Origin of the sequence: Pseudomonas sp. VD-NE ins, from assembly GCF_031882575.1 — a bacterium.
GTDB lineage: Bacteria > Pseudomonadota > Gammaproteobacteria > Pseudomonadales > Pseudomonadaceae > Aquipseudomonas > Aquipseudomonas fluorescens_BZ.
This window is the reverse complement of record NZ_CP134772.1, coordinates 2592916-2613388: the sequence shown is the minus strand read 5'-3', so window position 1 is coordinate 2613388 and position 20473 is coordinate 2592916. Positions and strand designations below refer to the sequence as shown.

General features: G+C 57.7%; 24 protein-coding genes. 8 read left to right on the top strand and 16 right to left on the bottom strand.

Annotation, left to right across the window (positions count from 1 at the left end):
- Window positions 1-12 precede the first annotated feature (12 nt).
- From RMV17_RS11505 to RMV17_RS11450, 12 genes are all read right to left on the bottom strand, one after another.
- Window positions 13-1623, bottom strand: a complete 1611-nt coding sequence (locus RMV17_RS11505; protein WP_311886576.1) for an AAA family ATPase — start codon at window positions 1621-1623, stop codon at window positions 13-15.
- 27 nt (window positions 1624-1650) lie between these two features.
- Window positions 1651-2172 carry a 4Fe-4S single cluster domain-containing protein gene (locus tag RMV17_RS11500; RefSeq protein WP_311886575.1) on the bottom strand — a complete coding sequence of 174 codons (522 nt, stop codon included), beginning with the start codon at window positions 2170-2172 and terminating at the stop codon, window positions 1651-1653.
- Window positions 2173-2805 carry a DUF2997 domain-containing protein gene (locus RMV17_RS11495; protein WP_311886574.1) on the bottom strand — a complete coding sequence of 211 codons (633 nt, stop codon included), beginning with the start codon at window positions 2803-2805 and terminating at the stop codon, window positions 2173-2175. It abuts the gene before it with no gap.
- 2 nt (window positions 2806-2807) lie between these two features.
- Window positions 2808-3800, bottom strand: a complete 993-nt coding sequence (locus tag RMV17_RS11490) for a hypothetical protein (RefSeq protein ID WP_311886573.1) — start codon at window positions 3798-3800, stop codon at window positions 2808-2810.
- A gap of 379 nt (window positions 3801-4179) precedes the next feature.
- The gene (locus RMV17_RS11485) at window positions 4180-4836 is read right to left on the bottom strand and encodes a DUF2931 family protein (protein ID WP_311886572.1); all 657 of its coding nucleotides are present in this window, start codon (window positions 4834-4836) and stop codon (window positions 4180-4182) included.
- Complete coding sequence (locus RMV17_RS11480; protein WP_311886571.1) at window positions 4836-6377, bottom strand: DUF2235 domain-containing protein; 1542 nt, start codon at window positions 6375-6377, stop codon at window positions 4836-4838. Before RMV17_RS11480 ends, RMV17_RS11485 begins: the two co-directional genes overlap by 1 nt.
- A gap of 135 nt (window positions 6378-6512) precedes the next feature.
- On the bottom strand, window positions 6513-6875 hold the full coding sequence (locus RMV17_RS11475; RefSeq protein ID WP_311886570.1) for a DUF6124 family protein: 363 nt from the start codon (window positions 6873-6875) through the stop codon (window positions 6513-6515).
- A gap of 394 nt (window positions 6876-7269) precedes the next feature.
- Window positions 7270-7776, bottom strand: a complete 507-nt coding sequence (locus RMV17_RS11470; RefSeq protein WP_176472262.1) for an excinuclease ABC subunit C — start codon at window positions 7774-7776, stop codon at window positions 7270-7272.
- Between the two features lie 180 nt (window positions 7777-7956).
- Window positions 7957-8319 carry a DUF6124 family protein gene (locus RMV17_RS11465; RefSeq protein WP_016982978.1) on the bottom strand — a complete coding sequence of 121 codons (363 nt, stop codon included), beginning with the start codon at window positions 8317-8319 and terminating at the stop codon, window positions 7957-7959.
- 639 nt (window positions 8320-8958) lie between these two features.
- The gene (locus tag RMV17_RS11460; protein ID WP_311886569.1) at window positions 8959-9438 is read right to left on the bottom strand and encodes a GNAT family protein; all 480 of its coding nucleotides are present in this window, start codon (window positions 9436-9438) and stop codon (window positions 8959-8961) included.
- 13 nt (window positions 9439-9451) lie between these two features.
- Window positions 9452-9664: a DUF4287 domain-containing protein gene (locus RMV17_RS11455; protein WP_311886568.1), complete on the bottom strand. Its 213-nt coding sequence runs from the start codon at window positions 9662-9664 to the stop codon at window positions 9452-9454.
- Between the two features lie 230 nt (window positions 9665-9894).
- Complete coding sequence (locus RMV17_RS11450) at window positions 9895-10443, bottom strand: cytochrome b (RefSeq protein ID WP_277761698.1); 549 nt, start codon at window positions 10441-10443, stop codon at window positions 9895-9897.
- Between the two features lie 209 nt (window positions 10444-10652).
- Between RMV17_RS11450 and RMV17_RS11445 the strand changes: the two genes are divergently transcribed.
- The 8 genes from RMV17_RS11445 to RMV17_RS11410 all read left to right on the top strand — a co-directional run bounded on the left by RMV17_RS11445 (window position 10653) and on the right by RMV17_RS11410 (window position 17716).
- Window positions 10653-11330 (top strand): thermostable hemolysin, encoded by a 678-nt coding sequence (locus RMV17_RS11445; protein ID WP_311886567.1) that lies wholly within the window; start codon window positions 10653-10655, stop codon window positions 11328-11330.
- The gene (locus tag RMV17_RS11440) at window positions 11320-12801 is read left to right on the top strand and encodes an AMP-binding protein (protein ID WP_311886566.1); all 1482 of its coding nucleotides are present in this window, start codon (window positions 11320-11322) and stop codon (window positions 12799-12801) included. The genes RMV17_RS11445 and RMV17_RS11440 overlap by 11 nt, the downstream gene beginning before the upstream one ends.
- On the top strand, window positions 12798-13472 hold the full coding sequence (locus RMV17_RS11435; RefSeq protein ID WP_311886565.1) for an iron-containing redox enzyme family protein: 675 nt from the start codon (window positions 12798-12800) through the stop codon (window positions 13470-13472). The genes RMV17_RS11440 and RMV17_RS11435 overlap by 4 nt, the downstream gene beginning before the upstream one ends.
- Window positions 13459-14268: an SDR family oxidoreductase gene (locus tag RMV17_RS11430; RefSeq protein ID WP_034152444.1), complete on the top strand. Its 810-nt coding sequence runs from the start codon at window positions 13459-13461 to the stop codon at window positions 14266-14268. Before RMV17_RS11435 ends, RMV17_RS11430 begins: the two co-directional genes overlap by 14 nt.
- Window positions 14265-14909, top strand: a complete 645-nt coding sequence (locus RMV17_RS11425) for a tetratricopeptide repeat protein (protein ID WP_311886564.1) — start codon at window positions 14265-14267, stop codon at window positions 14907-14909. The genes RMV17_RS11430 and RMV17_RS11425 overlap by 4 nt, the downstream gene beginning before the upstream one ends.
- An 11-nt stretch (window positions 14910-14920) precedes the next feature.
- A complete protein-coding gene (locus RMV17_RS11420) occupies window positions 14921-15583 on the top strand; it encodes a response regulator (protein WP_007910671.1) in 663 nt (220 codons plus the stop codon).
- On the top strand, window positions 15580-16995 hold the full coding sequence (locus RMV17_RS11415; RefSeq protein WP_311886563.1) for an ATP-binding protein: 1416 nt from the start codon (window positions 15580-15582) through the stop codon (window positions 16993-16995). The genes RMV17_RS11420 and RMV17_RS11415 overlap by 4 nt, the downstream gene beginning before the upstream one ends.
- 157 nt (window positions 16996-17152) lie before the next feature.
- Window positions 17153-17716, top strand: a complete 564-nt coding sequence (locus RMV17_RS11410; protein WP_034152447.1) for a GNAT family N-acetyltransferase — start codon at window positions 17153-17155, stop codon at window positions 17714-17716.
- Between the two features lie 94 nt (window positions 17717-17810).
- On the opposite strand, the gene arsH is transcribed toward RMV17_RS11410, so the two are convergent.
- The 4 genes from arsH to RMV17_RS11390 form a co-directional block, all read right to left on the bottom strand.
- A complete protein-coding gene (gene arsH / locus RMV17_RS11405; protein WP_311886562.1) occupies window positions 17811-18503 on the bottom strand; it encodes an arsenical resistance protein ArsH in 693 nt (230 codons plus the stop codon).
- A 12-nt stretch (window positions 18504-18515) separates the two neighbouring features.
- Window positions 18516-18986: an arsenate reductase ArsC gene (locus RMV17_RS11400; RefSeq protein WP_311886561.1), complete on the bottom strand. Its 471-nt coding sequence runs from the start codon at window positions 18984-18986 to the stop codon at window positions 18516-18518.
- A 13-nt stretch (window positions 18987-18999) separates the two neighbouring features.
- A complete protein-coding gene (locus RMV17_RS11395) occupies window positions 19000-19347 on the bottom strand; it encodes a metalloregulator ArsR/SmtB family transcription factor (protein ID WP_311886560.1) in 348 nt (115 codons plus the stop codon).
- Window positions 19348-19555: 208 nt separating this feature from the next.
- Window positions 19556-20440 carry a LysR family transcriptional regulator gene (locus RMV17_RS11390; RefSeq protein ID WP_311886559.1) on the bottom strand — a complete coding sequence of 295 codons (885 nt, stop codon included), beginning with the start codon at window positions 20438-20440 and terminating at the stop codon, window positions 19556-19558.
- Window positions 20441-20473: the final 33 nt, after the last annotated feature.

The window sequence follows — 20473 nt, the reverse complement described above, 5'->3', positions numbered from 1 at the left end:
CATCAGTGCAGATCAAAAATCAATTTGCCTGCCGCCGATTGGCGTTTCCGTAGCGTTCTGTCCCGCAACCATGGCCGAAGCGCTAATTGCATTCTGATTAGCCCAATCACGAAGTTTGGTGAACTCGTCTTTACGCATTTTGCTCATGGGTACCAAACGCGAAATCGTCGTTTCAAAATCATCCATGGTCAGGTCGCTTGCATCATCAGAGCCATTCATCCGCCGTGAAAACGCTTCAATCAGCGAGTCGCCAACCCAAGCTTCGATTTCGGCACCAGATAGCACGATGTCTTGGCCAAAATTTGACTCGCCCCCTAGCGCGGACAATCGATCCAGATCAAATTTTGCCGGGTCGCGTTTCGATTTCTTCAGATGTATTTCAAGAATCTTCTTTCTTTCTACTGTCGACGGGAAATCGACGAAAAATATCTCGTCAAATCGCCCCTTCCTCAACAATTCCGGTGGCAAGCTGTTGATGTTGTTAGCGGTAGCGAATACAAAGACCGGGGCTGTTTTTTCCTGCATCCAAGTCAACAGCGTGCCGAACACGCGTGTAGCCGTGCCACCATCAGATGCCCCCCCGGAGGAGCCGGAAAGTCCTTTTTCAATTTCATCGATCCATAGGATGCAGGGCGAAATAGCTTCGGCAGTACGTAGAGCGGAACGAATATTGGACTCTGAAGAGCCAACCACTCCCTGGAAGATTTTCCCCATATCCAGACGCAATAAGGGCATATTCCACGACGACGCAACGCATTTCGCCGTTAGAGACTTACCGCAACCTGGGACTCCAGTTAAGAGCAAACCCTTCGGGGTTCCGACACCAAATTCCTGAGCAGCCTGCCCAAAACACTGACTGCGCAAATGGAGCCATTTTTTAAGAGTTGCCAGTCCCCCAACATCCTCAAGACTTACCCTTGAGTCGACGTATTCCAAAATACCTGTTTTCCGAATAATTTGTCTTTTCTCGGAAAGCAGGTCTTTTACAGTCGTCTCATCCAAGCTCAGACTGGAAACCAACGAACGAGACAAAGTATTGTCGATCTCTAACCCGGTAAGACCCAAAGCAGCATCAACCAGCTTTTCTTTAGTATCGCTGGAAAGATCAATCTTAACGCTGCTGTTGCCCTGCCAGGAGTTTACGAAATTATTGATCTGAAGTTTGACTTCATCTCTTGACGGCAATGGGAAATCAACCAGTGTGATTTCCTTCTGAAGATCATTGGCAATTTCAAAGCTGGGTGCCACGACAATGCAATTACTGCGATATCCACGCGAGCGGATATTGATGGCTAAATCTCTAAGTCGACGACGATAGACAGGATTTGAGCTTGAGGAAAGATAGTTATGAGCATCACAAAAAACGAAGATGTTTTTGCTGCCCTCCTCTTTTGCCTTTTCTTCGCAAAAATCCAGAGCCATTTTCAAGTCAAAGGTTTTATCCCCAGCAACGACGCCGTTGGTCTGTACTCCTAGCGTCGAGTTCCAAACGAACAAACGATGGCTAAGCGACTTGGCGATGTCAGAGATCTCATTGAGTGCACGCTCTTCCTCGAACGTCTCAATGACCAGGACCGCATAACGCGCTTTGAGGTAATCTGTTAACTGCTTGGTACGGTTCATGCCTGTTATCCCTGCGCTTGAACTGATTTATACATGCATCGGAAGACCGGTTTTGGTAACATCGTGACTTGAAACAACGAATTCGACAAATCTTCTAGTGCGGAAAAAGTCAATATCGACTCTGTCGCTGGTTTTGATTATCTGTTTGTGTTGATAGGGATGTATAGCGTTATGTCGATAGCGACCGGCCAGCGTCAAGTCTACGGCTTTAACAACTCGAATCATGGATTCGTTCTGAAATATCTCTTTTGGCGTATAGCCGGTGTAGAGAATCCAGTTTTTCTCGGCATTGACAGCACGTATTAATTGCTCCAAGGCTGGTGCCTGGTCGAGCGGCTCTCCACCGGAGAGGGTAACCCCAGCGACATCTAGAGCGTTTATCTTCTGTGCCAGTTCATGAACAGACATCAGCGTACTCACTTCAGAAGCGTGGGTCGCTTGGTTGAAGCAACCTTTGCAGTTAAGCCCACAGCCCTGCACCCATAGTGTCAAGCGTAATCCGGGGCCGTTAACAGTGCTCAACTCCATGTGGTGCACATTGATTTCCATTTAGAAATTCGCACTGAGAATTTGAAGGGTTTGCTCTTCATGGACTACGGTGTATTCCGGCTTCCACTCGGTGACAAGTTCTGCAGTAGGCCTGGAAAGTAGAGTCTCAAGTTCTTCAGTAAGTCGTGTGCAAATGTCGCCTTTCACGCCACGCACTTCCTCCGTAATTTCATCGCCGGTGAAAGTGACATGAATGCTGTATTCGTAGTGAGGTCCAAATTCCACCTCAAATCCTTGAGGACTTTCTCTCACTCTGGCTGGTACACCTGACGCCTCTATGCGTTTGATGGTCCCATCAATGACCACGCTGATATAAGCTTTTTGAAAGCTCAAAGCCAATTCAGCCATTAATGCTTCATCGCCAGCTGACGCAGTTCCGCGTTCGATCAGAAGTTTGTAAGAGCCCGCCTCAACCTGGCAGACAAACAGGTTGAAATCATCCGCCGTCTGGCCACAAATAGCTCTAAATTGCTGCGTGCCCATATAGCCTATTTTGCTTAAAACCCTTTTACTGAAGTCACTGGAGAATATTGAAACAAGCCCCGTCGTCGGGATGATGCCCATCTTACCGAACGCTTTGGCGATGGTTTCTTCATCGACATAAGAAAATTCAAACGTTGTGCAATGCGACATCATTAAAGCTCCAGCCTGCGACCGGGAGTAACTTCCGCAGCGGTCTGGATGGCAGTTAATACATCAGGGGCGACCTCAACGCTACGTACAGGCACTACGGAGGCCAGTGTCGACTCAGGCGCAACAGTTTTTGAACTCGAGGTTGAAGCACCATCGTTGACGACCATACGACGTCTTTGTCCAGTCTGGGGGGCAACACCTTCACCAAGAAGACTTGCATCAATGGCCTCTAACAGCCTTGTTATTACCATAACGGGATTGGAGGTCAGCTTTTCATAGAGCTCAATGCGCAATAAAACATCTGCTCCGTCAACGAACTGCAGTTTAAAGAAGTAATTTTGGCTTTCATCGCCAGCGATACCAATGTGCGAGACCTGATTGAGATCACGAGACAGCTTTATCCAATTATCCCCATCAAACGACGCTACAATTAGTTTCGTCGCTGTTGCGGCAAAAGCATTACTACCCGCGTCAACCTCGCCGGCCTCAAAATTCTGGTAACTGACCAGAATCCTCTCCCCGACAGGAAACCCCAAAGCAGTTGCTAAATATTCATTCGTCGAAAAATCGATATCTGCGTGAAACTTCAGGCTTTTCGAATAAGTGTAAAGAGCAAAAACGGCGGCTATTGCATAGCCTACCGATCTCAGCATGTCTTCCGGTACAAGAACCGCAAAAATCAGGCAGATAAAAGCGATGATCGCGTAACCGTAATAAACGGCTTTCTGTGTATGGAGTTTCTTATTTCTATATGCCTGAAAGGTTTTGCCGGGAACATATTTTTTCGAAAATCCCACGAGCAGGGTGCCGCCACCAAAAAAAATCAGACAAAGAAGACCCATTGCAGCCTGGCGCATTTTGCCATTCTGCAACCCTTCAACAAACATCCACGCACCGCCAATGATGAAGACAGGTAAGAATGCCAGGATTACAAGCCCCAACATCTTACCTTTGGTGGCCAACATCATTTTCCACATCGGGATAGTTTTTATCATTTACAAACCTTATTGAGTCGGTACAGAAGCGCGTAGTGAGAGGATGACTGAAGAGCGGATCATGGCACTATGCTACGTGACGATCTTTGATTAATCACGCACTGTTGCGTGTGTCATTCGTCTTAAACAGCCTGTGCAGAAAGGCCCCCCTCGTCGTACGGGTAGTCAGTTTGCAATTTCGGCGTTATCCAATGCTTGATACACCGCGAACTGGCCGAGCATTTGCTCAGTGCCGAGCGGCGGAGCCAAAGGTTTCGTTAGGGTTAGCGAGTAGGGATTCGCTGTGTACACGGGGTTGGCCAGCTAGATGCGTTCGGGTTGGTTAGTGCTGGCCGGAGCCAATTCATTGAGCTGACCATGTAGGTAACAAGCACGTTAGTTACCAACTTCCGTAAGGAATACCGTATTTATCGATATACCGCTTCGCCTTCTCACTCACCGGATAAGCGTAACGCCCTTCGTTCTTTCCTTGGCTCGGTCCCAACGGCTCAATCTCAGCCTGAGCTCTGGCCACCTTGACAGGACGGTGGCAAGAGTCTCTGACAAAAACCTGCACAACGCCTCTAGGGGCCAGACCCAAATAGATAGAAGCGCTGTAGCTAGCCTGCTGTTCCGGAGCTTCCGGACACCGCTGATTAACCGACTTCACCATCAGGTTCCTCGCCTCTTCGGGCACATCAACCCAAACCTGATATGTCTGTGGCTCGACAATTGATTGCCAGCGCACGTAAATGCGCTTGGGAAGATCAGCACCAATAACTGCTTTTGCAGCACCACCTAAAGCATGCCAGCCCCGAGCGGATTCTTTTCCGTCTTCAGGCTCCCCGCCTGCGGCTGTTCCGGATCCCGTGCGCTTGAATAGCTTGCCGTTGATGTCTTCTACGGCGCTGTCCTCAACCCACACTTTCATGTAATAGGGCTCGGTGAACGCAAGCTCCCAAGATTCGGATTTGGGGTCGTTCTTCGCCGACAACGGATCAGCAGATTGACAGGCAGTCATGAATAGCGCGCACAGCAGGGTCACAAGAACTTTCATTACCAAAGCGTCCAGTCAGGTACATGAGGATGTTGCACGCGGATTGAGTCTTCCGTGGGGGCGTTGATGTAAACCGCGTTGATCCCGCTGCCATCTTTTCGGCCAAGCGGATGGTTCCAGTTGGCTGAGGTGTGAATGTACTTCAATTTCAGCAATTCATCTTCTTGTGGGGTGACGCTGTAGTCCCCCGCCAAGAATCTATCGCACAGGGGTTGCAGCTCTTCAGGAATGGCCAGATCAGGCGTATCTGGAATGTCGTTGAATCGAGCGCCCTTTTCTTTTGCCAAGCGGTGCATCACTCGTAGGTAGACCCTGGACAACATGCCACTCACCGGGCGTTTAAGCTGCAGAGCGGCGTACACGCGCTTCACATTGGGACTGAGTCGATCTTGCGGGCTGTTCGGCATCAGCAATGCGTCGGGCGTTACGATTTCAAGCATTTCCGTAGGCCAGCCTTTGCCTAACCATTGGGCCTTGGCATTGACGGCATCGCGGTAGATCGAGGTCGTCGTGACATCAGTATTCAAAGGCACGATCAGAGTTTGCATGGGACTTACAAGCACACACTCCTGCGCCTCTTCCAGATAGCCTCCGCCGATATCCGAATGCACACCCGGCAAGGTTATCTCCAAGTGATCCGCTTTGACGCGACTGAGTGCGAAGTTGGCGCGGCATTCATCACGGGCAGACAACTGGACGACATCGGTAAAAAAACGACGATCGAGATAGAGTTTGACTCCGGTTGCTACAGCGCTTTTGATGTTGCCAAGATTCGACCAACCAGCAATCGATGGGACGGTATCGAACAAGCCGATAAACCCCATGTTGATGTCACTTTTATACTGATCGTTAAATTTAGGGCTAAAGGCTCTTGGCAGGTTTCTCAGCACGGTGCCAAGTGGGCCACGACTGGTGCGGACGATCTCATTGGCAAAATGTCGAGCCGCTGCGGCGCCACGACTGAAGCCAAACGTGTCGAACGTCAAGGAAGCGATTTCACTCCCTGGGTTATCGATCAGGACTCGGCTGATAGCTTGTTGAATGACTGGAAATGAAGACTCGACTCGACCGGCAACACCTGTTTCACCGCGTCCGGTGCCAGAGCCGAACTTACTGTCTTCTTCTCCAGAGCGGGTGCCAATGCCCTCGATATAGACGACGCGGGAGGTTCGCTTCAGCGGTCCCTCTCCTACTGCGTCAGGTACGGCGTCATACAAGTCGCTCAGCCTTTTTACATTGCTGACATCGTTGCCGTAACTGCTATCCGGATCGCTCATGTAAGGCTGGCAGCTAGCAGGAATATCTTCCGGCGCAATCGGATGCTGCGCCCCACACAGCAATCCCGCCGCCGTGTTGTTCGCATTATTCCCAGTGCCATCAAAGAAAACCCCAATCCTCAGCGCTATCCCGATTTTCTCAGGTTCGCGCGCAGGTTCTTTCCCGTGTTTCTCATATTCCGCCCAACGCTGGGCGTGAATATCGACGGGTTTGGCTTCTTCGTAACGAAAATTTTTCGGGGGGTTGGGTACGTAGCCACTCATCCGTGATTCCTGGTTCTGATCCTTGAGAACGGCCCGAAGGGTGACAGCCGAGGCTGGGGGGCGCAAGCCGTGGCCGTGTGCCAGCCAAGGTGGGCCGCGGGGATCGACGAGGGCTTCCCCTCGTCGGGGTGAGGGTTAGCTGGCGATTTCGACGTTATCCAGCGCTTGATTGACGGCGATTTCGCCGAGCATCACGACTTGGGCGATGCCCAGGGCGGTTTTGCGGTGGGAGGTGTCGAGCATGGCGGCGAAGTTGAGGAGCATTTCGCTGGCGGAGCCGAGGGTTTCGCTGGCGTTGGCGAGCAGGGATTCGCTGTTGTACTTCGGGTTGGCGAGGTACATGCGTTCGGGTTGTTGGGTGCTGGCCATGATTTGGCTGGAGGGTTTGAGGTAGTGGTCGAGGGCGCGTTCGGCGGCTTCGTGGAATCGCTTGGAGTCGGGGGATTCGTAAGGGGATGTCGGGTCGGTTTCGGGTGGGTTGGGTGTTGGTTTGATCATTGATGAAGCTCCTACGTCAAAAAAAGGAGCCATCACTCTCGCTACCAAACGAGGGTGGCGGCCATGCGCAGGTTGGTAGACCGGGACGTAGAAAACCGGCGCGCCCGAAGACGCCCTGTGCATGACCACCATAAAAGCCGTGTCGAACAGACACTGCGAATCATGATGCTTATGCAATCTACGAAAACTCAGGGCTACCAAACCCGATCACTGTTTTTCAGCGACCGACAGACGATAGAACCCGCGCCCTAGACGCACAAGCCGGCGGATTCTGGCTTAGTCGTAGGCGATGGCGCAAGGAGTTGTAGGGCGTAGCCAGCAACGAGAGACACCTATTAAACAAACATGTAGATCATCTGTTTAACAGGTCATTTGAGATGCAGAGAATTCCGAATCAATGGGTCTCAAACGAATTCCACTGGTGAGTATCAAGATCCAGCGCGCAGTAGGGTTCGAAAACGTAAAGCACAAGCGGATTCTCAATATCTATCGCTGCCACCTGGAGTGACTTGAGATAGGACTGAGCCTCTGCGAATGATGTACCGAATAGAGGATCATCCATTGCCTTCGCGCGCGTCAGCTTCGAAATCGTTTGATCTGGATGTTTTGCCATCGCAATTCGAAATGCCAGGCTAGCGTCGAAGTGTGTTTTACCGAAGACGTGCTGACGAAGCCTACTGATCACGCTTCTTGAAATACCAACGTAGATAGGCACGCCGTTGTCGATCAGCACGTAGCAACCCGAAAAATCTTGCGCCAGTTTGAACTGCTTCAGCAACGATTTAACGCCAACACCGGGCACTGAAAAGTCCTTCATCTCTCGCGGAGTTTCGAGAGAGCTTTTCATTCTGGTCATATGGCCGGGCAGAACCGTTTGGGCTAACTCTTCAAATGTGTGCATGCATTCGTGTAACGCCATTGGAGAACCGCTCGGTCGAGAGATGGACGCCAACGCTATCGCGTCAAGTCAGGCCACTACAAGTGATGTAACACACGTCTATTTAAAGCGACGCCTGAACAATGTGGGGCAATAGATCTCTGTAGCGAAGAACACAGGAATCGCTACAGAGATCGTTCACATCTAGCTGGCTATTTCGACGTTATCCAGCGCTTGGTTGACGGCGATTTCGCCGAGCATCACGACTTGGGCGATGCCCAGTGCGGTTTTGCGGTGGGGGGTGTCGAGCATGGCGGCGAAGTTGAGGAGCATTTCGCTGGCGGAGCCGAGGGTTTCGCTGGCGTTGGCGAGCAGGGATTCGCTGTTGTACTTCGGGTTGGCGAGGTACATGCGTTCGGGTTGTTGGGTGCTGGCCATGATTTGGCTGGCGGGTTTGAGGTAGTGGTCGAGGGCGCGTTCGGCGGCTTCGTGGAATCGCTTGGAGTCGGGGGATTCGTAGGGGGATGTGGGGTCGGTTTCGGGTGGGTTGGGTGTTGGTTTGATCATGGTGAAACTCCTAGTTAATAAAAAGGAGCCTTCACATTCGCTACCAAACGAAGGTGGCGGCCATACGCGGGTTGGTAGACCGGTAACTAGGACCCGGCACACCCGAAGGTGTCCTGCGCATGGCCACCATTGAGCAGAGACCTGATGAGGTCTGCGAACGGTTCGCGATGCGACTAGTTATGGCGGGCTACCAAACCCGATCACTGTTTTTCAGCGACCGACAGACGATAGAACCCGCGACCTAGACGCACAAGCCGGCGGATTCTGGCTTAGTCGTAGGTAACGGCGCAAGGCGTTGTAGGGTTTCGGTGGTTACTTGAGGCTTCGTTTAAACAGTGGTGGTTTTTACTGTTTATTTCGGTCAGTGGTTGATGGGGTGACTGGGTGGGCGTCTTCGCGAGCAAGCTCGCTCCCACAGGGATTTGTGGTTGAGTTGGGATTGGTGGTGGCTGAGCTGGCGTTATCGCGAGCAGGCTCACTCCTACAGGGGATTGAGTCTGGCTTGGGATTTGGGGTGATTGGGCTGGCGTCTTCGCGAGCAGGCTCGCTCCCACAGGTTTTGTGTTGGGCTCGGGGTTCGCGGCGGGCGGGCTGGCGTCATCGCGGGCAAGCCCGGCTCCCACAGGGATTGGGGGATGGTTAGGGTCGGTGGCGTGTCATGTTGATCAGCGCTGAACGTTTGCCACCCGGTGCCGGGCGCTCTTCAATGGAGAACGGTACGAAGCCAAGTTTCGGGTAAAGCAGCAGGCCGGCGGTGTTTTCGTTGAAGCAAGACAGTTGCACTTCCTTGGCCTGGTACTTTTCGAAACCCAACGCGGTCATGGTTTCGACGATGTACCGCGCCACACCTTGGCCTCGGGCGTAAGGCGCGACGATGACGTTGCCGATGCAGCAGATGCCATCGTGCTCAGCGCGGTAGAAATTGGCGAAGCCGACGAATTCGCCGTTGGCCAGAAAAGCCGTGGAGTCGAAGCGTTGGCTGATTGCGCTGTGCATCTGCTCTTCCGTCAGCGGGAAGTTGGCTTTCGGGAACATGAAGAACAGCTCTTGTTCGCCTTGGGGAAAGCTGCAGAGGGTGTTGACGTCGTCGGCCGTCACTGGCCGGTGGGAGAAATTCATCGCTGCCCTGCCCTCACTTTTTACCCGCCAGATGATGCGCGACCAAGGCGTTGGCATGACCGTGACCCATGCCGTGTTCCTGCTTGAGCCACGCCACCAGTTCCATGTGTTTCTTGTCGCTGATGCCGGCGAGCAGGATCAGCCAGTGATCGATGGGCTGGCCGTATTTTTTCTCGATGGAGGGGAAGTACGACGCCGGGCCTTTTACCTTGTTGTCTTCGCTCATGCTGCAAGCTCCCTGTGGTCACGACGGAGGGTCGGCGGACGCTCCTTGTCGGCAGGTCATAGAGTGGACGCGAAGTGCGGTTCCGGCAACTGCCCCGCTCTGCCAGACACCACAAAAACCTGTGGGAGCGAGCCTGCTCGCGAAGGGGCCGTGTCAGCCAACATCATCATAGGCTGACACACCGCTTTCGCGAGCAAGCTCGCTCCCACAGGGGTTGTAGTGGATCAGGGTTATTCGGTGCGGCCCGGCAGCATCCGCACCAGCGTGTTATCCCGCACCCAATAATGGTGGAACAACCCCGCCAGCGCATGCAGCCCAATCAGCCAGTAACCGGTGCTGCCAATCAGTTCATGCCAGTACTTCAGTTGTTTGGCGAAGTCCGGGTCGATGGCTACGGGTGCCGGGACGTGGAAGCCGAAGTACGGGAACGGTTTGTCGGCGGCGGCGAGCATCAGCCAGGCGAGGATCGGTGTGGCGATCATCAGGCCGTACAGCGCCAGGTGTGTCAGGTGCGCGATGCCGGTCTGCCACGCAGGGGGTTTGGGGGTGATCGGCGGGCGTGGGCTGAGGCGGCCTAGCAGGCGGATCCAGACGAGGGCGAAGATGCTCGCGCCGAACAGGCCGTGGAAGCCCATCAGCAAGCCGCGTGCTTCGCTGCCCTTGGGCATGTAGCCCTTGATTTCGACGCAGGCGTAGACGCCGACGAACAGCGCCAGCATCAGCCAGTGCAGGGTGATTGAGAGTTTTCCATAACGGGTTACGGCGGTGTCGCGGGTCATAAGCTGCGCCTCGTGATTGTCGTGAATGACAGTCGATTCGTTCGACCGTCTCGATCCGGTTGCCGGGCGAACCGACGGCATTACCCTGCCCGCCCAGTCTTAAGAGAGTCTGAAGACAGAGCGTCAGGTTAACCTTTTTTCACCTTCAGACTTCGTTAAGAAATGCCTCCGATACTCGCCTCAAACCTATTGAGGGAGGCGCTCTGCCCATGCCCGAATTTGACTGGAACATCGCCCTGCCCCTGCGCTTCGGTCAAGCCGAAACGCCGCAGATGACGTTGACCGGTGCCCGGCCCGACGATGCCCTGCGAGAGCCGTTCGAAGCCTTTATCCAGCAACGTTTTCGCAAGGCCCATGGCGCCGACATCCGTCATTTCATGCCCGAGCTGTTCGGCATGCACAACGGCGACGGCGAGTTGTGCGCCGTGGCCGGGGTGCGACGCGCGCATTTGCAGCCACTGTTCCTCGAGCGCTATCTGGATGAGCCGATCGAGCCGTTGATCAGCGCGGCGGCAGATCGTCCGGTCGAACGCAGCGCCATCGTCGAAGTCGGCAACCTCGCCGCCAACGACACCGGCAGTGCGCGCCTGAGCATCATCGCTATCACCTACCTGCTGGCCATGGGCGGCCTGGAATGGGTGACGTTCACCGGCAACATCGGCCTGGTCAACAGCTTCCATCGCTTGGGTTTGAAGCCAGTGACATTGTGCGCCGCTGACCCGGAACGATTGGGTGACGAGCGTCAACACTGGGGCAGTTATTACGAAAGCAAACCTTGGGTGCACGTCGGCAACATCCGCGCCGGGTTCATCCATTTGCGCAATATCGGCCTGTTTACCCGCCTGGGTTTGCCGAGTTCGATTGAAGGAGCCTGTCATGTCGCTTGAACTGCAACGCTTCCAGGAAACCCTGCGCGACCATGCCCGGCGCAATGACAACGCGACAGCCCTGTGGGGCGACACGTTGAAACTCGATTACGCGACCCTGTACGCCGAGGTGTTGTATCGCCAGGAGCGCCTGCGCGACGAGCAGGCGCAAGTGATTGCGCTGGCGCTGGACAACGGCGTCGACGCGATGCTCTGGGATCTGGCCGTGCTGTTCGAAGGCCTGACCTGCGTGACGCTGCCGCCGTTTTTCAGTGCGGCGCAGCGCGCCCATTGTCTGCAACAGAGCCAGGCCGAACGGGTGATCGCCGAGCCGGAGCTGGGCGCCGAATTGCTCGCGGTCGGCTATGAACAACGTGGCGAGTTCTGGTGCCGCGCGTTCAGTGGCCCCAGTCGCATGCCGGCCGGCACCGCGAAACTCACCTTCACGTCCGGCACCACCGGCACGCCGAAAGGCGTGTGCCTGAGCGCCGAGAGCCTGCTGCGGGTGGCACGGGAGCTGGATCAGGCCAGCGAAGCCAGCGGCCCGCAGCATCATCTGGCGCTGTTGCCGTTGGCTATCCTGCTGGAGAATCTCGGCTGCTACGCCGCGCTGTATGCCGGCGCCATGTTGAGTTTGCCAAGCCAGAAAACCCTCGGCATTCAGGGCGCCAGCGGCGTCGAGATTCCGCGCTTGCTCGGTTATCTGGCCAGCCGTGCGCCGGAGAGTCTGATCCTGGTGCCGCAGTTGCTGTTGTTACTGGTCAGCGCCGCCGAACAGAAAGCCTTTGATCCGCAAACCCTGCGCTTTGCCGCTGTCGGCGGTGCGCGGGTGTCGGAGGATCTGCTGCACCGCGCGCAACGGCTCGGGCTGCCGGTTTACGAAGGTTACGGCTTGTCCGAATGCGCGTCGGTGGTGTGCCTCAATCGCCCCGGTGCGCGCCGCCCCGGCAGTGTCGGCCGACCGCTGCCGCATGTTGAAGTGCGGCTGGCCGAGGACGGCGAAGTGCTGATCAAGGGCTCGGCATTGCTCGGTTATCTGGGCGATGCGCCGTACGCCGAAGAGTGGTGGCCGAGCGGCGATCTGGGCGAGTTCGACCCGGAAGGTTTTCTCTATCTCAAGGGCCGCAAGAAGCACCAGTTCGTCACCAGTTTCGGGCGCAACGTCAACCCGGAATGGGTCGAGTCCGAGTTGACACAGCGTCGCCACATCGCCCAGGCGTTCGTTTACGGCGAGGCCTTGCCGCGCAACCACGCCCTGCTCTGGCCGCATCGCCCGGACTGCACCGACGCCGAACTGGCCGCTGCCGTCGCCGAAGCCAACGAGGCCTTGCCCGATTACGCCCAAGTGCATCAGTGGACGCGCCTGCCGCAACCCTTCACCGCCGCCAACGGTTTGCTCACCGCCAACGGCCGCCCGCGCCGCGACGCCATCGTCGCGCAGTACCACGCGCAATTGACCGAATCCGCTGTTTCCGAGGAGTCCGCATCATGAGTTTTTTTGACACCCTGCAAGAAGCCACGCAACAGGAACGCCACGAACTGTTCAACCTGCCGATCATCCTCGATGCCCTGCAAGGCACGGTCAGCCTCGACAGCTATCGGGCATTTCTCGCGCAAGCGTATTACCACGTGCGCCACACCGTGCCGCTGATGATGGCTTGCGGCGCGCGCCTGCCGTCGCGCCTGGAATGGCTGCGCAAAGCGGTGGCCGAGTACATCGAAGACGAATACGGCCACGAGCACTGGGTGCTCAACGACATCGCCGCGTGTGGCGGCGATCGCGATGCGGTGCGCGACGGGCAGCCGTCGTTGTCGATCGAGCTGATGGTCAGCTTCCTTTACGACCTGATCGCCCGGGGCAATCCGGTCGGTCTGTTCGGCATGGTCAATGTGCTCGAAGGCACCAGCATCGCCCTGGCCACCCACGCGGCGGGCAGCATTCGCGAGCGTCTGGCGTTGCCGGAAACGGCGTTCAGTTACCTGAGCTCCCACGGTTCTCTTGATATCGAGCACATGCAAACCTATCGGCGCCTGATGAATCAGCTCGAAGATCTGGAGGATCAAGCCGCCGTGATCCATGCCTCGAAAGTCGTCTATCGCCTGTACACCGACATGTTCCGTGGCTTGCCGCGTGACGCGGAGGCTCAACATGCAGCTGCGTGATGCGCGGGTGGTGCTGACCGGTGCCAGTGGCGGCATCGGCCTGGCCATCGCCGAAACCCTGTGCGCCGCCGGCGCCCACGTGCTCGCGGTGGCGCGGCATCAGGAGGCATTGGCGCCGCTGCTCAAGCGCTACCCCGAGTCGTTGTGCTGGGTCGCGGCCGACCTGACCTTCCTCAGCGACCGGCGCAAAGTGCTGGTCGCCGCCGAAGCCATCGGCGGCATCAACCTGCTGATCAACGCCGCCGGGGTCAATCACTTCGCCATGCTCGAACAGCTGGATGACAGCGACATCAATGCGATGCTGGCGGTGAACATCAGTGCGCCGATGTGCCTGACCAAGCTGCTGTTGCCGCTGCTCAAGCAGGCCGACAGCGCGATGGTGGTCAACGTCGGCTCGACCTACGGCTCGATCGGCTACCCCGGTTACGCCAGTTATTGCGCGAGCAAATTCGCTTTGCGCGGGTTCTCCGAGGCGCTGCGCCGAGAGCTCGCCGACACCCGCGTCAGCGTGCTGTACGTCGCGCCGCGCGCCACGCGCACCTCAATGAACAGCGCCGCCGCGCAAGCGTTGAACGACGCACTCAAGGCCAACGTCGACGACCCGCAAACCGTGGCTTCGGCGGTGATCCATGCGATTGCCGGTGATCGCCGCGACCTCTATCTGGGCTGGCCGGAACGCTTCTTCGTCCGCCTGAACAATCTGCTCCCGCATCTGGTTGATCGAGGCCTGCGCAAGCAGTTGCCGCTGATCCGCCGCCTCAGTGAAAAACCTGACAACGAGTCGCCAAAGCCATGAAAAGACTATCCGCATGCCTGTTGCTCGCCGCCCTCAGCCAAAGCGTCTGGGCGCTGGAACCGGCCGACCAGCAACGCCTGGAGGGCATCCAGCAGAGTTGGGCGCACATTCAATATGAAGTGGCGGAAAAACAGCGCGCCGCCGCGTTCGAGCAATTGGCCAGCGAAACCAACGCGTTCACCACGCAGCGCCCGGCGGTGGCCGAAGCGTGGATCTGGAAAGGCATCGTCACCAGCAGTTGGGCCGGTGCCGAGGGTGGCCTCGGCGCACTGGGCAAAGCCAAGGATGCCAAGGCCGATCTGGAGAAATCCCTGACCCTCGACCCCAAAGCCCTGCAAGGCTCGGCCTACACCAGCCTCGCCGCGCTGTATGACCGCGTGCCGGGCTGGCCCATCGGTTTCGGCGACAGCGACAAGGCCGAGCAACTGCTCAAGCAAGCCTTGCAACTGAACCCCAACGGCATCGACAGCCTGTACTTCTGGGGCGATCACCTCTACCGTCAGAAGCGCTACGCTGAAGCCAAAGCAGCGCTGCTCAAAGCCCAGCAAGCGGCGCCGCGCCCGGGCCGGGAAAGTGCCGATGCCGGACGCCGCAAAGAAATCGCCAGCCTGCTGCTGGACGTGAACAAGAAACTCGACTGACAGGAGTCCGCGTGCGTTTATTACTGGTTGAGGATGACGTGGCGCTGGGTGAAGGCATTCATCAGGCGCTGGGCCGCGAGGGTTACACCGTCGACTGGCTCAAGGACGGCAGCAGCGCGTTGCATGCGCTGCTCAGCGAAACCTTCGATGTCGCCGTGCTCGATCTCGGTCTGCCGCGCATGGACGGCCTGCAAGTGCTGCGCCGCCTGCGCGACAGCGGTTCGAATCTGCCGGTGCTGATTCTCACCGCCCGCGATGCTACTGAAGATCGCATCGCCGGGCTCGACGCCGGGGCCGACGACTACCTGATCAAACCGTTCGATCTGGACGAACTCAAGGCACGCCTGCGCGCCTTGTTGCGGCGCAGTGCCGGGCGCGCCCAGGCGTTGATCGAACATGCCGGCATCAGCCTCAACCCGGGCACCCAGCAAGTCAGCTATCAGGGCCAGCCTGTGGCCCTGACGCCCAAGGAATATCAGTTGCTGCACGAACTGCTGTCACCGCCGGGCCGGGTGATGACCCGCGATCAACTGATGCAGCTGCTTTACGGCTGGAACGAAGAAGCCGAAAGCAACACCCTCGAAGTGCACATCCACCACTTGCGCAAGAAGTTTTCCACCGACCTGATCCGCACCATCCGCGGTGTCGGTTATCTGGTGGAGGAGCGTCGATGACCTCGATCCGGCGCCGCACGCTGACATTGATCATCGGTCTGTTGCTGGCCGGCCTCGCGGTGCTCAGCACCTTCAACCTGCACGACAGCAATCACGAAATCGCCGAGGTCTACGACGCGCAATTGGCGCAGAACGCGCGCCTGCTGCAAGGCGTGATGCGCATGCCCCTGGCCAGCAAACAGCACGCCGAACTGTACCAGGCGTTCAACTCGGCGCTGGGCGAAGCGGTGCCGCGCGGCGAGGGTCATCCTTACGAACGCAAAATCGCCTTTCAGGTGTGGAATCCTGCCGGTGATGTGTTGGTGCACACCGCCAGTGCACCGTCCTTCAAGGCACCACCGACGCAGCCCGGCTTCAGCGATGTAGTGGACCTGAACAATCGTCACTGGCGCGCCTTTCTCCTCGAAGATACGCAGAACAACCTGCGCATCTGGGTCGGTGAGCGCGACGATGTGCGCGCCGACCTGGTCGACCGCATCGTCCGCCACACCCTGTGGCCGAACGTGATCGGCAGCCTGCTGCTCGCGGCGATGGTCTGGCTGGCCATCGGCTGGGGCCTCAAGCCGTTGGCGAATATGGCCGAGACCCTGCGCGCCCGTCACAGCGGTTCGCTGGAACCGTTGCAACTGGCGCCGCTGCCCACTGAGCTGGAACCGATGCAGGCGGCGCTCAACCGTATGCTCGCGCAGATTCAGGAAGTGCTTGGCCGTGAGCGGCGCTTTATCGCCGATGCCGCCCACGAAATGCGCACGCCGCTCGCGGTGTTGCGGGTGCATGCACAAAACCTGCAGGAGGCCGGCACCGAACAGGAGCGGCGTGAGTCGCTGGCGTTTCTGATCGCCGGGGTCGACCGCACCAGTCGCCTGGTCAACCAGTTGCTGACCATGGCGCGCCTGGAACCGAAACCCAATCCGCCGCCGCTGCAACCCATCGACCTCAGCGAAACCGTGCGCAACAGCCTGGTGCAACTGACGCCATGGTTGCTGAGCAAACAGCTGGAGCTGGCTTTTGAAGACAGCGCCCAGCCGTTCATCATCATGGCCAGCGCCGGCACGATCGACATTGCCCTGAACAATCTGATCACCAACGCCGCCAACTTCTCCCCCGAACACGGCGTGATCACCGTGCTGCTCAGCCAGGCCGATGGGTTTTATCACTTGAGCGTTGAAGATCAGGGACCGGGCATCGATGAAGCCGACCGGGCGCGGTTGTTCGAGCGCTTCTACAGTCGCGGCAATGCCCAAGGCGCGGGGCTGGGGCTGACCATCGTCAACACCATCGCCACGCAGTTGGGCGGACGGATCACTTTGGTCAACCGCGCTGAGGGCGGCCTGCGCGCGACCTTGTCGATTCCCGACGGGCAACCGCGCACCGCTGGGCAACGCAGCACCCGCGAGCCGCCGCAGAGTTGAGCCTATTGCGGAAACAGAAGCATCATCGCCCGCTGAAAAACAGTGGCCGCGCGTCGGAATCTGATCCAGATCAGCTTCCGGGGCTGACATCGGTGTAGAACAGACTCAGCGCACTCTCCTGCGCGTTGCTCGTTCAGCCCCGATGGAGGCTCATCTCATGCTCACTGTCAAAGACCACAATGACCGCGCGGCGCCGGCCTATGCCGCGCACCTAGGTGAATACTGGATCGAGTCGCTCCGGGATGGCCGCCACGTTTTGATCCGTGCCCTGGCCGCCGAGGATCGCGAACGCGAATACGCGTTTATCAAACGCTTGTCGCCCGAGTCCCGGCACCTGCGTTTTCTCGCGCAGATCAGTGAGCCGGGCACCGCGTTGCTCGATCAGTTGATGGACGTCGATTACAAACAACGCGCGGCCTTCATCGCACTGGCTCACGAAAATGGTGAATTGATCGAGATCGGCATCAGCCGCTACGCCGCCACGGGCGAGCAGGATTGCGAGTGCGCGGTGACGGTCGCCGATGAGTGGATGCATCTGGGCCTGGCCACGCTGCTGATGGAACACCTGATCAAAGCCGCCCGGCACAACGGTTTCAAGCATCTGTATTCGGTGGATTCGGCCAGCAACACGGACATGCGCGACCTCGCCCGATCACTGGGCTTTGAAACCCACAGCGATCCTGACGATGCCCACCAGGTCATTCATCGCCTGAGTCTGTAACGCCATCCCTGCGCCCCGTACCCGCCAACGGTGCGGAGCGCGGCGCCCGCCGTTGCCGCACGTGAACGCAGCCGTCCCTCGCCGAGGGACGGCCTCAAATCGAACGCTGGTTGACCCGCGCCATCAGTTGCTCGGCACTTTCCTTGCGCTCGGAGTAACGATCGACCAGATGCGCCTGTTGATCGCGCAGCAGCACGGTGAACTTCACCAGTTCTTCCATCACATCGACCACACGATCATAGAACGGCGACGCTTTCATCCGCCCGGTGTCGTCGAACTCCATATAGGCCTTCGGCACCGAGGATTGGTTGGGGATGGTGAACATGCGCATCCAGCGGCCCAACACGCGCAACTGATTGACCACGTTGAATGACTGCGAGCCGCCGCAGACTTGCATCACCGCCAGGGTTTTGCCCTGGGTCGGGCGCACGGCACCGAGTTCCAGCGGGACCCAGTCGATCTGCGCCTTGAACACGGCGGACATCGCGCCATGACGTTCTGGCGAACACCAGACCTGCCCTTCCGACCACAGCACCAGATCGCGCAGTTCCTGAACCTTGGGATGGTCGACCGGAACGTCATCGGGCAGTGGCAGACCGGACGGATTGAAGATCCGCGTTTCGGCGCCGAAGTGTTCGAGCAGGCGCGCGGCCTCCTCTACCAGCAAACGGCTGAACGAGCGTTCGCGGGTCGAGCCGTAGAGCAGCAGGATGCGGGGTTTGTGTTCGCCCAAAGGGGACGCTCCTTCGAACAGCGAATGATCAAGATAGGGCAGTTGTTCTGACATGTGTCCTCCAGCTCAGAGAGAGCCGATACGATCCAGCTCACGCTGGAGCTCAGCGCGGCTGAGTGCTTTAAATGGCAGGCCGAGAAAGGTCGCGCAGCGCCGTTCGATGATCGCCAGCGTGGCAGCAAACGCCGCGTCCACGGCGGCATCGTCGCCGATCACATCCGAGGGATCTGCCAGCCCCCAATGGGCTTTGAGCGCGGGGCCGAAGTACACCGGGCAGCTCTCACCGGCGGCCTTGTCACAGACGGTGATGACAATGTCTGGCGGATTGTCTTCGAACGCGTCATTGCCTTTGCTGTACAGGCCATCGATGGCAATGCCGGCCTGTTGCAGCGTCGACAGGCTGCGCGGCAACACTTGGCCCTTGGGGAAACTTCCGGAGCTCACGGCCTCGAATCCGGGGCGCGCAAGATGATTGAACATGGCTTCAGAGAGGATGCTGCGGCAGCTGTTGGCCGTGCACATAAACAGGACTCGCATGTTTTCTCTTTCCTCAGCAGCAGGCAGCTTCGCGAACCGGACGACCGTCCATGTTCTGCAGACGGGCGGCGTTGTCCTGGAGCCAATCGGCGTTGGCTTTGGACGTCACTTGCAGGATTTCGCGAACCCACGCCGGCAGCTCCGGGTTGAGACGGTAATAGACCCACTGGCCCTGACGGCGATCGAGCAGCAAACCATTGCTGCGCAGTTGCGCGAGGTGGCGGCTGATTTTCGGTTGGCTGTCGCCGAGTGCGCACATCAGCTCGCAGACGCAGAGTTCACCTTGATCGGCGATGAGCAGCATGGCGCGGACGCGGGTTTCGTCGGCGAGGCTCTTGAAGACTTCGGTGGGGGTGATCATGGGACGGGCTCATCACATACGGAAATCCGAATATACGGATATCCATATGTAAATCAACCCGGAGATGACACACATCTCGAGTGATATGCGCATCCCCCCTGTGGGAGCGAGCCTGCTCGCGAAGGCGGTGGGTCAGGCGAGATTTGCGTATCAGATACACCGCTTTCGCGAGCAGGCTCGCTCCCACAGGGGGTTTGGATCCGGCTGTTTAACCGCGTAGAAGCCCCTGCTCCGCTTCACATAACCCCACCACATAATCCCAGACCACCCGCAGTCGCACCGACTTGTGCAACTCCCGCCGCGTACTGATCCAGTAACTACGCTCGATGCTTTCATCCGGCAGCAACTGCACCAGATCGGGATCCGACTCGGCCATGTAGCAAGGCAGCACCGCAATGCCCAATCCCGACCGCGCCGCTTCCTGCTGCGCAATGACGCTTGTGCTATGGAACACCACGCGCGGGCTGCGGCAGAAGCTGTTGAGAAACATCAGTTCCTGGCTGAACAGCAAATCATCGACATAACCGATCCACGCATGCCGCCCGAGGTCTTCGCGGCTTTGCAATGGCGGGGCTTTATCGAGATAGCGTTGGCTGGCATAGAGCGCCAAGCGATAGTCCGTGAGCTTGCGCGTGACGAGCATGTCCGCCGCCGGGCGCTCCAGATGAATACTGATTTCCGCTTCACGGTTGAGGATGCTGACAAAGCGCGGCACCGCGACCAGTTCCACTTCCAATCCCGGATAACGCTCGAACAAGCCGATCATGCGGCTGGCGAGAAACTTGATGCCCAGCCCTTCGGTGACGCCGACACGAATCTTGCCCAGTGGCGCAGTGGATTGGGTGATCTCTTCCTGCGCCAGCAACGCAACGTTTTCCATCGCTTCAGCATGTTTAAGCAGCGCCTCCCCCGCCGGGGTCATTTCGTAGCCTTGGGCGTGCTGGACGAACAACGCAGTGCCGAGGCTTTTTTCGATGGCTTCGATGTGGCGGGCGACGGTGGCGTGGGTGGTGTTGAGACGGCGGGCGGCGGTGAGCAGGCGGCCGCTGCGTTGCAGTTCGAGAAAAAACCGCAGGTCGTTCCAGTCGAACATGGCGTGTCCTTGTCGGCTATGGTCTATGCAGGC